Source organism: Serratia sp. CY31944 (assembly GCF_052169175.1).
GTDB lineage: Bacteria > Pseudomonadota > Gammaproteobacteria > Enterobacterales > Enterobacteriaceae > Serratia > Serratia sarumanii.
Window position 1 is genome coordinate 67600 of record NZ_JBJNLG010000013.1, and the last position, 15293, is coordinate 82892.

At 61.5% G+C, this 15293-nt stretch carries 12 protein-coding genes; 5 read left to right on the forward strand and 7 right to left on the reverse strand.

Going from position 1 to position 15293, the window contains the following annotated elements; translation table 11 throughout:
• Positions 1–766 precede the first annotated feature (766 nt).
• Complete coding sequence (gene purL, locus ACJ8IN_RS14660; RefSeq protein ID WP_192839562.1) at positions 767–4660, reverse strand: phosphoribosylformylglycinamidine synthase; 3894 nt, start codon at positions 4658–4660, stop codon at positions 767–769.
• A gap of 274 nt (positions 4661–4934) precedes the next feature.
• Here purL and mltF point away from each other — a divergent pair, with 274 nt between their 5' ends.
• Positions 4935–6395, forward strand: a complete 1461-nt coding sequence (gene mltF, locus ACJ8IN_RS14665) for a membrane-bound lytic murein transglycosylase MltF (RefSeq protein WP_004941352.1) — start codon at positions 4935–4937, stop codon at positions 6393–6395.
• Here mltF and tadA read toward each other — a convergent pair whose 3' ends face one another.
• Positions 6396–6902: a tRNA adenosine(34) deaminase TadA gene (gene tadA, locus ACJ8IN_RS14670; RefSeq protein ID WP_308325968.1), complete on the reverse strand. Its 507-nt coding sequence runs from the start codon at positions 6900–6902 to the stop codon at positions 6396–6398.
• Positions 6903–7019: 117 nt separating this feature from the next.
• Between tadA and ACJ8IN_RS14675 the strand changes: the two genes are divergently transcribed.
• Positions 7020–8084: a DUF2157 domain-containing protein gene (locus ACJ8IN_RS14675; RefSeq protein ID WP_308325969.1), complete on the forward strand. Its 1065-nt coding sequence runs from the start codon at positions 7020–7022 to the stop codon at positions 8082–8084.
• A 35-nt stretch (positions 8085–8119) separates the two neighbouring features.
• Here the strand turns inward: ACJ8IN_RS14675 and yfhb are convergent, their stop codons facing one another.
• Genes yfhb through murQ form a run of 3 tightly spaced genes read right to left on the reverse strand, consistent with a single transcriptional unit; the run spans position 8120 to position 11059 of the window.
• Entirely contained in the window at positions 8120–8776 is a 657-nt protein-coding gene (gene yfhb / locus ACJ8IN_RS14680) for a phosphatidylglycerophosphatase C (RefSeq protein WP_103799209.1), read from the reverse strand.
• 3 nt (positions 8777–8779) lie between these two features.
• Complete coding sequence (locus ACJ8IN_RS14685; RefSeq protein ID WP_033635619.1) at positions 8780–10147, reverse strand: PTS transporter subunit EIIC; 1368 nt, start codon at positions 10145–10147, stop codon at positions 8780–8782.
• A gap of 18 nt (positions 10148–10165) precedes the next feature.
• Entirely contained in the window at positions 10166–11059 is an 894-nt protein-coding gene (murQ, locus tag ACJ8IN_RS14690; protein WP_033648937.1) for an N-acetylmuramic acid 6-phosphate etherase, read from the reverse strand.
• 167 nt (positions 11060–11226) lie between these two features.
• Between murQ and ACJ8IN_RS14695 the strand changes: the two genes are divergently transcribed.
• The 3 genes from ACJ8IN_RS14695 (at position 11227) to ACJ8IN_RS14705 (ending at position 14115) form a co-directional block, all read left to right on the forward strand.
• On the forward strand, positions 11227–12075 hold the full coding sequence (locus ACJ8IN_RS14695) for a MurR/RpiR family transcriptional regulator (RefSeq protein WP_033648938.1): 849 nt from the start codon (positions 11227–11229) through the stop codon (positions 12073–12075).
• Between the two features lie 143 nt (positions 12076–12218).
• Entirely contained in the window at positions 12219–13763 is a 1545-nt protein-coding gene (locus ACJ8IN_RS14700; protein ID WP_190296740.1) for a phosphoethanolamine transferase, read from the forward strand.
• A gap of 91 nt (positions 13764–13854) precedes the next feature.
• On the forward strand, positions 13855–14115 hold the full coding sequence (locus tag ACJ8IN_RS14705; RefSeq protein WP_033635622.1) for a YfhL family 4Fe-4S dicluster ferredoxin: 261 nt from the start codon (positions 13855–13857) through the stop codon (positions 14113–14115).
• A 45-nt stretch (positions 14116–14160) separates the two neighbouring features.
• Here the strand turns inward: ACJ8IN_RS14705 and acpS are convergent, their stop codons facing one another.
• Together acpS and pdxJ are read right to left on the reverse strand one after the other, a co-directional pair.
• Complete coding sequence (gene acpS / locus ACJ8IN_RS14710) at positions 14161–14541, reverse strand: holo-ACP synthase (protein ID WP_004929169.1); 381 nt, start codon at positions 14539–14541, stop codon at positions 14161–14163.
• A complete protein-coding gene (pdxJ, locus tag ACJ8IN_RS14715) occupies positions 14541–15272 on the reverse strand; it encodes a pyridoxine 5'-phosphate synthase (protein WP_025303943.1) in 732 nt (243 codons plus the stop codon). Before pdxJ ends, acpS begins: the two co-directional genes overlap by 1 nt.
• Positions 15273–15293: the final 21 nt, after the last annotated feature.

Here is a 15293-nt window from a genome sequence, read left to right on the forward strand (position 1 = left end):
TGGCCTGCCGACGGCATGCGGCCCCGGTAACATCAACCGGTGCGATAGCAAGAGTGTGGGGATAGCGTCTGCGTTCGAGGGCATAGGCAACGCAACAGGGATAAGCGCAGCGTTGAGAATTGACATCGGGGCAAGAAACTTGCCCCAACGCAAGGAAAGTGTGGATGCCCTTAAACCTCGTCCCCAGGGTGATGTAGCGCAGCGGCTGGCATCGAACAGGACGAATAGCATCCGTAAGTATCCAGGATTGATGAACCCTTCATCACAGTTGGATACAGGCGGTGCCTCACTCCACGTGTCGCCCGATGCTTGATAAAGCCGCTCGCACGGTCTGTTATCGGTTTGGTTGGACGATAGGCACCATTTCTTTGGCATCATTCGGAGGCTTATGAGGCGATTTGCCGTCTAATTACGGCGCCGTCATAAAAAGGTGAATGAGCAGCCGTCGAGAATAATGCACGTTACGTGCCAACTTTGCAATAAAAATAATAACTAGATGATTTTATTAAAAAATAAGATTATGTCAGCAAATTTCTTTGTGCATCACGCCCCGATGAGCGAGGAAAAAAACGCCGCGCTGTCGCCAAATGCAGACAACTAAAGCCAAACCCATTTACCATTAATAAAATCAAATAGTTAAATGTCTCCATTTAGCGACAGGGAAAATAGCGCCTGTCGCAAAATGCAGACACTGCCGCCAGACGGCGAACGCCGGCCATAAAAAAGGGCGCAATTGCTTGCACCCTCTGTACGGCGGTGGCCGTTTTTAGCCCAGCTGCTTACGGGCGTTACGGAACATGCGCATCCACGGGCTGTCCTCGCCCCACTCTTCCGGGTGCCAGGAGTTGCTGACGGTGCGGAACACGCGTTCCGGGTGCGGCATCATCACCGTGGCGCGCCCGTTGGCGCTGGTCACGGCGGTAATGCCGTTCGGCGAACCGTTCGGGTTGGCCGGGTAAGTTTCCGTCACCTGACCGGCGTTGTTGACGAAACGCAGCGCCACCAGGCCGTGGCTTTCCAGCGCGGCCAGATGCGCCGCATCGCGCACTTCGACATGCCCCTCGCCGTGGGAAACGGCGATCGGCATGCGCGAACCGGTCATGCCCTGCAGGAACAGAGACGGGCTGGCCGCCACTTCCACCAGGCTGAAACGCGCCTCGAAGCGATCCGACAGGTTGCGCACAAAGCGCGGCCAGTGTTCGGCGCCCGGGATCAGCTCGCGCAGGTTGGACATCATCTGGCAGCCATTGCACACGCCCAGCGCCAGCGTCTGCGGACGGTGGAAGAACGCTTCGAACTCGTCACGCACCCGCTCGTTGAACAGGATAGACTTCGCCCAGCCTTCGCCGGCGCCCAGTACGTCGCCGTAAGAGAAGCCACCGCAGGCCACCAGCGTGTGGAAGTCCTGCAGATCGCGGCGCCCCGCCAGCAGATCGCTCATGTGCACGTCCACCGCATCAAAGCCGGCGCGGTGGAACGCCGCCGCCATTTCAACGTGGGAGTTCACCCCCTGCTCACGCAGCACCGCCACTTTCGGGCGAGCGCCCTTGGCGATGTACGGCGCGGCGATGTCTTCCTGCGGTGCGAAGGTCAGCTTCACGTTCAGGCCGGGATCTTGTTCATCCTGCTTGGCCTGATGTTCCTGATCGGCGCACGCCGGGTTGTCGCGCAGGCGCTGCATCTGCCAGGTGGTTTCCGCCCACCAGGTGCGCAGCGTATTGCGGCTTTCGCTGTACAGCGCCTTGCCGTGTTGGGTGATGACGAAACGATCGCCGGCCTGCACGCTGCCGATGTGATGCACGTTGTCGGTCAGACCGTGCTGAGCGAATGCCTGCTTCACGTCGTCGAGACGTTCGGCGCTCACCTGGATCACCGCGCCCAGCTCTTCGTTGAACAGCACCGCCAGCGCATCATCGCCGAGGCCGTCAAGGTTGACGTCCACGCCGCAGTGACCGGCGAAGGCCATCTCCGCCAGCGTCACCAGCAGGCCGCCGTCGGCGCGGTCGTGGTATGCCAGCAGCGCGCGATCGGCCACCAACTGCTGCATGGCGTTGAAGAAGCCCGCCAGCTGCGCAACGTTGCGCACGTCGGCTGGTTTGTCACCCAGTTGGCGGTAAACCTGCGCCAGCGCGGTGGCACCCAGCGCGTTATGGCCGTTGCCCAGGTCGATCAACAGTAGCGCGCTGTCGCCCTTATCGGTGCGCAGCTGCGGCGTCACGGTGTGGCGCACGTCCTCCACGCGGGCGAAAGCGGTGATGACCAGAGACAGCGGCGAGGTCATTTCACGCTGTTCGTTGCCTTCCTGCCAGCGGGTCTTCATCGACATGGAGTCTTTACCCACCGGGATAGTGATGCCCAGCGCCGGGCACAGTTCTTCGCCCACCGCTTTTACCGCTTCGTACAGGCCGGCGTCTTCGCCCGGGTGGCCGGCGGCGGCCATCCAGTTGGCGGACAGCTTCACGCGCTTCAGGCTACCGATCTCTGTGGCGGCCAGGTTGGTCAGCGCTTCCCCGACCGCCAGGCGGCCGGAGGCGGCGAAGTCCAGCAGCGCCACCGGCGCGCGTTCACCGAGCGACATCGCTTCGCCGTAATAGCTGTCCAGGCTGGCGGTGGTGACCGCGCAGTCGGCCACCGGGATCTGCCACGGGCCGACCATTTGGTCGCGCGCCACCATGCCGGTAACGGTGCGGTCGCCGATGGTGATCAGGAAGGTTTTCTCCGCCACGGCCGGCAGATGCAGCACGCGTTTCACCGCGTCGGCCAGCGTGATGTTCTCGCGCTGCACCGCCTCGCCGCTCGCCTGCAGGCGGGTGACGTCGCGGGTCATTTTCGGCGTCTTGCCGAGCAGTACGTCCAGCGGCATGTCGATCGGCTGGTTGTCGAAGTGGCGGTCGTTGAGCGTCAGGTGCTGTTCTTCGGTCGCTTCGCCGATCACCGCATAAGGCGCGCGCTCGCGGCGGCAGATCTCGTCGAACTGCGCCATCTGCGCCGGGGCGATCGCCATCACGTAACGTTCCTGCGATTCGTTGCACCACACTTCCAGCGGGCTCATGCCCGGCTCGTCGTTGAGGATATCGCGCAGCTCGAAGCGGCCGCCGCGGCCGCCGTCGCTCACCAGCTCCGGCATGGCGTTGGACAGGCCGCCGGCGCCGACGTCATGGATAAACAGGATCGGGTTCTGGTCGCCCAGCTGCCAGCAGCGGTCGATCACTTCCTGACAGCGGCGCTCCATTTCCGGGTTGTCGCGCTGCACCGAAGCGAAGTCCAGATCGGCGTCGGACTGGCCGGACGCCATCGACGACGCCGCGCCGCCGCCCAGGCCGATATTCATCGCCGGGCCGCCCAGCACCACCAGCTTGGCGCCGACGGTGATTTCCCCTTTCTGCACGTGATCGGCACGGATGTTGCCGATGCCGCCCGCCAGCATGATCGGTTTGTGGTAGCCGCGCAGCTCAACGCCGTTGTGGCTGTTGACGCGCTCTTCATAGGTACGGAAGTAGCCCAGCAGCGCCGGACGACCGAATTCGTTGTTGAACGCCGCGCCGCCCAGCGGGCCTTCGGTCATGATATCCAGCGCGGTGACGATGCGTTCCGGCTTGCCGAAATCCTGCTCCCACGGCTGTTCAAAGCCGGGAATACGCAGATTGGACACCGAGAAGCCCACCAGGCCGGCCTTCGGCTTGGCGCCGCGGCCGGTAGCCCCCTCGTCGCGGATCTCGCCGCCGGAGCCGGTCGCGGCGCCCGGCCACGGCGAGATCGCCGTCGGGTGGTTGTGGGTTTCCACCTTCATCAGGATGTGCGCGTCTTCCTGATGGTAATCGTAGGTGCCGGTCTCCGGCGCGGCGAAGAAGCGGCCGACCTGCGAGCCTTCCATCACGGCGGCGTTGTCTTTATACGCCGACAGCACATAGTCCGGCGTTTGCTCATAGGTGTTCTTGATCATTTTGAACAGCGATTTAGGCTGCTGTTCGCCGTCGATGATCCAGTCGGCGTTGAAAATCTTGTGGCGGCAGTGCTCGGAGTTGGCCTGCGCGAACATATAAAGTTCGATATCCGTCGGGTTGCGCCCCAAACCGGTAAAGGCATTCAGCAGGTAGTCGATCTCGTCCTGCGCCAGCGCCAGGCCGAGCCGGACGTTGGCCTGCTCCAGCGCGGCGCGCCCTGCGCCCAGCACGTCGACCGACTGATACGGCGCCGGCTGATGGTGCGCGAACAGCTGTTCGGCCTGTTGCAGTTCGCTGAAGACGGTTTCCATCATGCGATCGTGCAGCAGCGCGGCGAGCTGCCGCCACTGGGTTTCCGTCAGCTCGGGCGCCTTGACGTAAAACGCCAGGCCGCGCTCCAGGCGCACGACCTGCTGCAGACCGCAGTTGTGGGCGATGTCGGTGGCTTTGGAAGACCAGGGAGAAATGGTGCCCGGACGCGGCGTAACCAGCAGCAACCGGCCTTCGGGGGCGTGTTCGGCGAGAGAAGGACCGTACTTGAGCAGCCGCTGAAGCTTGGCGTGTTCTTCGGCACTGAGCGGTGCGCTAACATCGGCAAAGTGGACGTACTCGGCGTAGATATCACTGACGGGCAGGTGAGCGTCCTGGCAGCGGGACAGCAGTTTGGTAATGCGAAAAGCCGATAAAGCGGGCGAACCACGCAGAATTTCCATAATCAAAGTTCTCTCGTCTTCGAAGCGACGGATAAGACGCTTCATTGGGCGCAACAGGGGAAAACGCGCGTCATTATAGAGAATCCTCGCCGCCGACGAAACCGTTTGCGTAGGGATAATTGATAAAAGCGTGCCGCACCGTCGAATTGTCATAACGTGTCAATAAAGTTGCACACTGGCGTTTTGTTGCGCAAAATGCCCCCGCACTGGTGATTTAACCATGAGAAAAGTCGCGGTTATCGTCGCCGGCGTACCTGTGCCACCACTGGATAACTATTTGAAACGTCTTAAAATAAACTACATCCTCATCGGCGTTGTCACCCTGCTTCTGGCTCTCGCGCTGTGGCCCAATATCACCTGGCGCAGCGGCCAGGGCGGGCAACTCCAGGAGATCATTTCCCGCGGCGAGTTGCGTATCAGCACGCTGAACTCCCCGCTGACCTATTTCAACACCAAGCAAGGGCCGGGTGGGCTCGACTACGAACTGGCGAAGCGCTTCGCCAACTACCTCGGGGTGAAGCTGGTGGTGATCCCCCATCAGAACATCAATGACCTGTTCGACGATCTGGACGACGACGACGCCGACCTGCTGGCGGCGGGTCTGATCTACAACCAGGAGCGCCTCAGCCGCGCGCGCACCGGCCCGGCCTACTACTCCGTTTCTCAACAGCTGGTGTACCGGCTGGGCACCCCGCGGCCGAAAAGTTTCGCCGACATTAAAGGCAAGCTGGCGGTCGCTTCCGGTTCCGCGCACGTCAGCACCCTCAAGCAGCTCAAACAGGATAAATACCCGGATCTCGCCTGGGAGTCCTCCAGCGATCTCACCTCCAAAGAGCTGCTGGAGCGAGTGGCCGACGGCAAGCTGGACTACACCCTCGGCGATTCGGTGACCATCGCGCTGCTGCAGCGCATCCATCCGCAGCTGGCGGTGGCGTTCGACGTCACCGACGAAGAGCCGGTCACCTGGTATCTGAAACGCGACGGCGACGACAGCCTGTACGCGGCGATGCTGGACTTCTACAGCCAGATGGTGGACGACGGCACCCTGGCGCGGCTCGAAGAGAAATACCTCGGCCACGTCGGCAGCTTCGACTATGTGGACACCAAAACCTTCCTGTCGGCCATCGACTCGGTGCTGCCCAACTTCCGCCCGCTGTTCGAGAAGCACGCCAACGAGATCGACTGGAAGCTGCTGGCGGCGATCGCCTATCAGGAATCGCACTGGAATCCGCAGGCCACCTCACCCACCGGCGTGCGCGGCCTGATGATGCTGACCCGCGCCACCGCCGACGGCCTCGGGGTCAACGACCGCCTCGATCCGGAAGAGAGCATTCAGGGCGGCGCCCTTTACCTGCAGCGGCTGATGGCCAAGGTGCCGGACAGCGTGCCGGAAGACGAGCGCATCTGGTTCTCGCTGGCGGCCTACAACATGGGCTGGGGCCACATGCTGGACGCTCGCAAGCTGACCAAGACGCAAAAAGGCAATCCGGACAGCTGGGTCGACGTCAAGCAGCGCCTGCCGATGCTCAGCCAGAAGCGCTACTACCCGCAGCTGACCTACGGCTATGCGCGCGGGCGTGAAGCCTACAACTATGTGGAAAACATCCGCCGCTACCAGGTCAGCCTGGTGGGCTATCTGCAGGAAAAAGAGAGAAAGGCGGCGCAAGCGGCCGCCGAGCAGGAGGCGTTGGGGAAAGGCTACCCGACGGTGATGCCGGAACTGGCGCTCAACTACTGATTATTCCGGCTTATCCGCCGCCCGCTGCGCCAGCCTGAGCGCTTTTTTCTGTTCGCGGCGCATGCGGAAGAAATTGCTCAGGGTGGCGGCGCACTCCTCCGCCAGCACGCCCGAGACGATCTCCACCTGATGGTTCATGCCCGGATGGCGCAGAATGTCCACCAGTGAACCGGCCGCGCCGGTTTTCTCGTCGGCGGCGCCATACACCAGCCGGCGGATGCGGCTGTGCACCATCGCGCCGGCGCACATCACGCAGGGCTCCAGCGTGACGTACAGCGTGGCGTTCAGCAAACGGTAGTTTTGCAGCACCACGCCGCCCTGGCGCAGCGCCATGATCTCGGCGTGTGCGGTAGGATCGTGTCGGCCGATCGGGCGGTTCCAGCCCTCGCCGATGACCTGATTGTCCAGCACCAGCAGCGCACCCACCGGCACCTCGCCCTCTTCCTGCGCGCGCAGGGCCAGCTGCAATGCCTGACGCATCCAGTACTCATCGTTATATTCAGTCATCGCATAATTCCTCGTGCGCTTTTGCGGCGGGCATTATACACATTAGCCCTCCTTTGTCGTAGCCGCCCGCCAATGGCTATACTGGCCGAATCAGCATGTGATTCAGGGACAAGAAGCATGAAACTCAGTAAAAAGAACGCCGTCGTGGTGCGCAAGGCGCTGGACGGCTGGGTGGGAGAAGGCGCCTTGACGCCCGCACAACGGCAGCAGCTGCTGCAGCATGTGGCCGTGCAGCCTTTCGACTGGCGGCGGCTGGCGCGCTATGCGTTTCTCGCCGCGCTGGCCTCGCTGCTGATCGCCGTCACCAGCCTGTTCGCCGACAGCGAACTGCTTGCATGGCTCAGCGGACTGTTCCGCTTCGACGCGCCGGTGCGCATGGCGATCGCCGGCGTACTGGCGGCGCTGGCCTACGTCTGGGCGCTGCGTCGCCGCCGGCGCCACCCGAAAAAACGCTACGGCAATGAGGCCGCGCTGTTTGTCGCCGTGTTGCTTACCGCCTGCGCCTTATGGCAGCTGGGGGTCTGGCTGGATAACGGCAGCGGCCGGGTTTCCGTGCTGCTGCTGTTCGCCGCGCTGCTGTACGGCGCGATCGGCTGGTTCAGCCGCTCCGGGCTGGTGTGGTGGTTCGCCTTGCTGTCGCTCGGCAACGCCTTCGGCGCCGAGACCGGCTACCTGTCCGGCTGGGGCGCCTACTGGCTCGGCATGAGCTACCCGATTCGCTTTATCGCCTTTGGCGCGGTGCTGATCGCCGCCGCGCTGCTGCTGCGGCCGCTGTTGGCGCAACGCGGCCTGCAGCGGGTGTCGCTGGCGATGGGCCTGCTGTATCTGTTTATCGCCCTGTGGCTGCTGTCTATCTTCGGCAACTACGGCGACCTCGACAGCTGGTACCGCGCGCGCCAGATCGAGCTGTTCCACTGGAGCCTGCTGTTCGGGCTGGCCGCCCTCGCCGCCATTTGGCTGGGATTGAAGCATGACGACGCCATGCTGCGCGGCTTCGGGCTAACCTTCCTCGGCATTAACCTGTATACCCGCCTGTTCGAGTTTTTCTGGGACAGCATGCCGAAGACGATTTTTTTCGCGCTGCTCGGCCTGAGCCTGTGGGCGCTGGGGCATTATGCGGAGAAAATTTGGCAGCTGGGGCGCCAGCCGCACGACGTGACCGACGACCGATCGCGGTACTGATAAAAACAGCAAGGGCGGAATCCTCCGCCCTTGGCTTATTCCAGCTGCTGCAGCTCGCCCTGCTTACTTACCCGCCAGCGGTGCTCGCAAAAGAACAGCAGCGGATTATCCTGCTTGCTGTCGCTGTAACCGCTGTACAGCTTTAGCGGCGCGCCGAGCCGCTGCTCCAGCTGCACCACTTTTTGCGTCCCCAGGCAGCGCAGGGTCAAGACCCAACCGCCGCAGCGGCGCGTGATGCGGCTGCCGATCAACCGCACGCGCGGCAGAAACGCCGAGTCGCGATACACCTGCTCCACCAGCCGCTCCGGCGAGCCGGTGATCAGCCACACTTCAGCATCGTGCTCGTCCAGGTACTGCCGCAGCCGCATTTGCACCACCGGAAACGCGGTCACCTTCTGGCGAAAGGCCTCGATAAACTGCCGCTCCAGCGCCTTCAGCGTCGCTTCGGAGCGCCCGAAAGTAATCGCCCACAGCAGCAGGCTCATCGGCCAACGCGCGGCGCGCCCCAGCAGCAGCAGCGCCAGGCCGATCGGCGGCAGCACCGGTATCACCAGCAGCAGGTTCAGCGGCAAACGGCGCAGCAGAAAGCGCAAGAAACTGCCGAACATATCCTCCTGATGCAGGGTGCCGTCCAGATCGAAAAAGACCACGCGGCGCCCCTCTGCGGCCGGTTGTTGCTGCTTGTCGCTCAAACGCTACTCCTCGGGATCGTTGAACCCCATCATCCAGGTGAAGAGAAAACCGGCGATAATCGTAATCAGCATCCCCGCCAGATACAACATCACCTTACCTGAGACGATGGTCAACGCCAAAGGCAGCCCAGAAATGCCGAAGGTGATGACCGTCGCCACCTTCCAGTAGCTGATCAGCGCGCCGCCGACCGCCCCGCCGAGGCAGGCGCCGATAAACGGCCGCCCCAGCGGCAACGTCACCCCGAAGATCAGCGGCTCGCCGATGCCGAGAATGCCGACCGGTAACGCCCCTTTGATCACCTTCTTCAGCCGCGCGTTGCGGGTCTTCAACAGCACCGCCAGCGCCGCCCCCACCTGCCCGACGCCGGCCATCGCCAGGATCGGCAGCAGCGGGTTGGAACCGTGCGCCTGCACCAGCTCGACGTGGATCGGCACCAGCCCCTGGTGCAGGCCGGAGAGCACCAGCGGCAGGAACAGCCCCGAGAGCAGCGCCCCCACCAGCAGCCCGCCCTTGTCGATCGCCAGATTGGCGCCGTGGGCGATGGCGTCGGAGATAATGCCGCCGATCGGCTGCAGAATCAGGATCGCCAGCGAGGCGGTGACCAGCGTGGTCAGCAATGGGTTAAGGATCAGCTCGACCGATTCCGGCAACAGCGTGCGCAGGCGTTTCTCCACCCAGCACATCAACGCCACCACCAGCAGCACGGCGATCACCCCGCCGCGCCCCGGCTGCAGCGCCTCGCCGAACAAGGTGATCTGCGCCAGCGCCGGGCTGGAGAGAATGCCCGCCATCACGCCGCCCATCGCCTGGGAGCCGCCGAACACCCGCGCGGCGTTGACCCCGACCAAAATGTTCATGATGGCGAACACCGCGCTGCCGAAGATCGCCAGCAACCCCAGCACGTTCGGGTAGTCCACCGCCAGTTGGCCGGCGATGTCGGGCCGTTTCAGCAGGTTGATGATGCCGGTGATCAGGCCCGAGGCGATAAACGCCGGGATCAGCGGAATAAAGACATCGGCCAGCTTTTTCAGCGCACCGCTCATCGGCGCAGCGTATTTTTGCTTGGCCTGCGCCTTGGTGCGGGCCGCGTCACCGACGGCGACGGCAGGCTGCGCGCTACCGCTCAGCAATGCGCGCATGGCGTCCACCACCTTGGCGGCGGCGCCCGGGCCAACGATAAACTGATGCTGCTCACCCTGTTTGATATAGCCCTTCACGCCGGACAGCTGCTTGAGAGCGGCCAGATCCAGACGCTGTTCGTCGCTGACCTCGACGCGTACCCGCGTCATGCAGTTCTCCAGTTTGAGGATATTGCCCTCGCCCCCCACGCCCGCCAGGATCTGTGTCGCCAATGCCGTTGTCTTGTCCATCGCCGCCCCCACCGTGAGTTAACGCGCCAGCGCCGCGCGCAGGTAGCCGTCGTGCCGCTGCAGCCGCTGCTGCGCCTCTTCGGCGCTGACGCCGGCCAGAATCATCAGGATCGCCGGCTTGACCTCGAAGCCGGTCTGTGCCAGCGCCGCCTCGGCCTGAGCGCGTTCGGCGCCGGTGGCCTCCACCACGATGCGGCAGGCGCGATCCACCAGTTTGACGTTGGTGGCCTTCACGTCCACCATCAGGTTCTGATAGACCTTGCCCAGCTTGACCATCGCGCCGGTCGACAGCATGTTGAGCACCAGCTTCTGCGCGGTGCCGGATTTCAGGCGCGTCGAACCGGTCAGCGCCTCCGGCCCCACCACCGGTGAAATCGCCACCTGCGCTTCGTGCGCGATCGGCGAATCCGGGTTGCAGGAGATGGCCGCCGTCGGGCAGCCCAGCCCGCGCGCATAGCGCAGTGCGCCGATCACATAAGGCGTGCGCCCTGAGGCCGCCAACCCCACCACCATATCGACGGCGGTCAGATTCAGCGCCCGGAGATCGGCTTCGCCCAGGGCTTCGTCGTCTTCCGCCCCCTCCACCGCCTTGAGCAACGCGCCCGGCCCGCCGGCGATCAAGCCCACCACCACGCCGTGCGGCACGCCGAAGGTCGGCGGGCACTCGGAGGCATCCAACACCCCCAATCGGCCGCTGGTGCCGGCGCCCAAATAAATCAGCCGGCCGCCGGCCTTCAACGCCGCCGCCGCCAAATCGACCGCCTGCGCGATCGCCGGCAGCACCTTTTCGATCGCCTCCGGCACCTTGCGGTCTTCCTGGTTAAAGCAGCGGACCATCTCCAGAGTCGACATCTCATCCAGCCCCATGGTGGCCGGGTTGCGGGTTTCCGATACCAGTGCGCCTAAGTTCATCTGTTCACCTTTGAATTTTTAATTCACAAATTTAAATCAATATTTGAATATTTTATTCAACAAAGCGAGCGCTATTTGCTATTTTAACGACGAGCTCACAAAAATTTTCACCGCGCGTTTTCGCCGCCTGCGTGGCAAAATGGCCGCTGGTTTCCAGGGAAAGATCAATGAGTACCCTTCTGCGCATACGCCAGATGTATCCGACACTGGCGCAAAACGACCGCAAGCTGGCGGACTTTTTGCTGAACAACGCCGAGCAGGCGCGCCATCTCAGCTCGCAAAAGCTGGCCGAGCTGGCCGGCATCAGCCAGTCGAGCGTGGTGAAGTTCGCCCAAAAGCTGGGCTATAAGGGCTTCCCGGCGCTGAAACTGGCGCTGAGCGAAACGCTGGCCCAGCCGCAGGCCGAGCCGGTGGTGACCGTTCACAACCACATCCTCAGCAGCGACACGCTGAAAATCGTCGGTGAAAAACTGCTGGCGGAAAAGCAGGCGGCGCTGCGCGCGACGCTGGACATCAACAGCGAAGAGCGGCTGCATCAGGCGCTGGACATGCTGCGCCAGGCGCGCCGGGTCATGCTGATCGGCATCGGCGCCTCCGGGCTGGTGGCCAAGGATTTCTCCTTCAAACTGCTGAAAATCGGCGTGATGGCAGTGGCCGAACCGGACATGCACGTCCAGCTGGCGGCGGTTCAGGCGCTGGACAAACGCGATCTGCTGCTGGCTATCTCTTTCAGCGGCGAACGGCGTGAAATCAATCTGGCGGCGGAAGAGGCGCGCCAGGCCGGCGCCAGAGTGCTGGCGCTGACCAGCTTCTCTCCCAACGGCCTGCAGCAACGCGCGGACCACTGCCTCTATACCATCGCCGAAGAGCCCCACACCCGCAGCGCGGCCATCTCTTCCAGCACGGCCCAGTACGCCCTCACCGACCTGCTGTTTATGGCGCTGATCCAGCACGATCTCGATCATGCCCGCGATCGCATCAAACACAGCGAACAGTTAATGAAAAAGTTGGTTTGAGGCGTATAATGGCGGCCGATAAAACGCCGCCAGCTCAATTATTTCCCTTCTCTGCATTCGAAAAATAATGTGCGGGCGGTGACTCGCTCAATTATCGTTCAATAATTGAGCATGCATGGACAGCATTATTTAACGATACCATTATGAATACACACACTGTTATTTTAGATAAGTTGCGGCACTCCGTGGCTCACCCGACCCTGCGCACTTTTTTATTTTACGCCATTATTGCTTTGATATTGATCAAAGCGATGGGATACAGCGGTGGAAAAGGCATTGATATTCTTTTTATTGCACTTATCTTGCTATTATTATCTAATCATTCGCTTACCCGCTACGGCCTGATTATTCCGTTTATTCTGCTGTGCGCGCTGTATGCGCCGGTCGGTGCCATTTACGGGTCTCCGTCAGCGGCCGTGGTGTCTGCCCTGCTGCAAACCAACAGTACAGAAGCGAGTGAGTTCCTGCATACCCTCCCAGCCAGGTGTTATCTGCTGCCTGTCGTAATATTTACCATGCTTATTATTTTAAAAAGGTTTATTTGGCGACAAGCGCTGCCAAAAAAAATCATATTGCCTTTGCTGGCGTTATTTGCGGTTATCGTCATCACCAGAATATTCAGCGGTGGCTTGGTTAAGCTTAAATTACCTGACTTCTTTTTATCCACCTACTCTGCTTACGATCAATATCAACAGCAAATTGATGAATTAAACACCGGCGTTTCAGAACCGTACTCTTGGTCGTTCACCTCTGGCGCACCGAAGAATGAAAACTATGTCATTATCGTCGGCGAAAGTATGCGCAGGGATCATATGTCCTTATTTGGTTATCCGGTGTCCACTACACCGTTTCTGGATAATGCCAAGGGACGGTTTTACAGTAATTATATTTCCACCGCGCCGAATACATTCGAATCGCTCCCCCGCACGCTGGCTTTAAGCAACGGCCACAGCATTGCCCTCGGAGATAATATCATCACCCTGGCAAAAGCCGCCGGCCTCAATACCCACTGGCTGTCCAATCAGGGCATGTTCGGGCAATTCGATACGCCGGTATCAAAAATCGCTATGTTCAGCGATAACCATTACTTCCTGAAGAAAGGCGACTATCAATCGCGCAACACCGATGATGATGCACTGCTGCCGATATTTGACCAATTATTGAGCCGCCAGGGGCAAGGCAACCTTTATGTGCTGCATCTGATGGGCTCGCACGCCGACTTTTGCGAGCGGCTTAACGGCGAACCGCCGAGCGTCGAGTCGCCGAATAAGGAGCTGGCCTGCTACCTCTCTACCTATCGCAAGACTGATCGTTTTATCGAGCAGGTTTATCACAGTCTGAAACAGACCGGCGCGCCGTTTAAACTGTTCTATTTCTCCGATCACGGTCTTTCCCATAAGGATATCGGCGGCATACGTTCTCTGCGTCACAGCGGCGATACCCGGCAGAATTACCAGGTGCCGTTGCTGGTGCTGAGCGATCGCGACCAACAGCACCAGATCATTGATGATCCCTTGAGCGCGTTCGATTTTATCGGGTTGTTTGCTCAAGAGGCGGGAATACGGGTTACCCATCCGGAGGTGATGCCTACGATGCGTATGGCGGATACCGATAAGCGCTGGGTGTTTGACGGGCAGAGAAGGGTTGATTTCGATCAGTTGGCTGACGACCCACCTGAGTTACCCTAAGCGGTAAGATGACGAAAAAACGCCCGCCGCGCGGTGATTCTATGATAGATTGCGCGCCAGCCCGAGCACACCGATGGAAAGATAACTGACAATGGCACTGCTGATTACCAAGAAATGCATCAACTGCGATATGTGCGAGCCGGAATGCCCGAACCAGGCGATTTCGATGGGCGATGAGATTTATCAGATCGATACCGATCGCTGCACCGAGTGCGTCGGCCATTACGATACGCCGACCTGCCAGCAGGTTTGCCCGATCGACAACACCATCATCACCGATCCGCAGCATCGCGAGACCAACGAACAGCTGTGGGACAAGTTCGTGGTGCTGCACCACGCCGATCGCATTTAATTTGCCGCAGGACTGACAAGGGCGCCACAGGCGCCCTTGCTATTTTCAGCTTTCGACGATCACCGTCGCGCAGGCGTAGCGCCGTTCGTCGGCCAGCGAAACGTGGATCGCGGTGACCCCCATCTCCCCGGCCAGCTCGGCGGCGCGGCCGTGCAAACGAATATTCGGCTTGCCCAGCGCATCATTGAACACTTCGAACTGATTGAACGCCAGGCCGTTGCGAATGCCGGTGCCGAACGCCTTGGCGGCGGCCTCTTTCACCGCGAAACGTTTGGCCAGAAAGCGAATCGGCTGCTGGTGCTGCTGATACAGCGCCCACTCGGCGTCGCTCAGCACGCGGCGCGCCAGGCGATCGCCGCTGCGCTCCACCACCGCTTCGATACGCGCCATCTCGACGATGTCGGTTCCCAGCCCGAGCACCGCCATTACCGGCGCGCTTCCCGCATCAGCACTTTCATGTCGGCAACCGCGGCCGGCAGCCCGCTCATCACCGCCTGGCCGATAATCGCATGGCCGATGTTCAGCTCGTGCATCTCCGGCAGCGCGGCGATCGGCTGCACGTTGTGGTAGGTCAGGCCGTGGCCGGCGTTGACCTTCAGCCCCTTCTCGGCCGCGTAGGCGGCGGCTACCGCGATGCGGCGCAGCTCGGCCTGTACCGCCAGCTCGCCCTGCGCTTCGGCGTAGGCGCCGGTGTGGATTTCGATATAGGGTGCGCCCACCGCCACCGCCGCGTCAATCTGACGATGATCGGGATCGATGAACAGCGAGACCAAAATGCCCGCCTGCGCCAGGCGCTCGACCGCCACGCTCATTTTGTCCAGCTGGCCGGCGACGTCCAGGCCGCCTTCGGTGGTCACTTCTTCGCGCTTCTCCGGCACCAGGCAGCAGAAATGCGGCTTCAGCTCAATGGCGATGTCCAGCATCTCGTCGGTCACCGCCATCTCCAGATTCATGCGCGTCTGGATGGTCTGGCGCAGCAGGCGCACGTCGCGGTCGGTGATGTGGCGGCGGTCTTCGCGCAGATGCACGGTAATGCCGTCGGCTCCCGCCTGTTCGGCAATGAATGCCGCCTGAACCGGATCCGGGTATTGGGTTCCGCGCGCGTTACGTAACGTGGCGATGTGATCGATATTGACGCCCAGCAGCAAATCAGCCATGACAACCTCTAAATACGATTT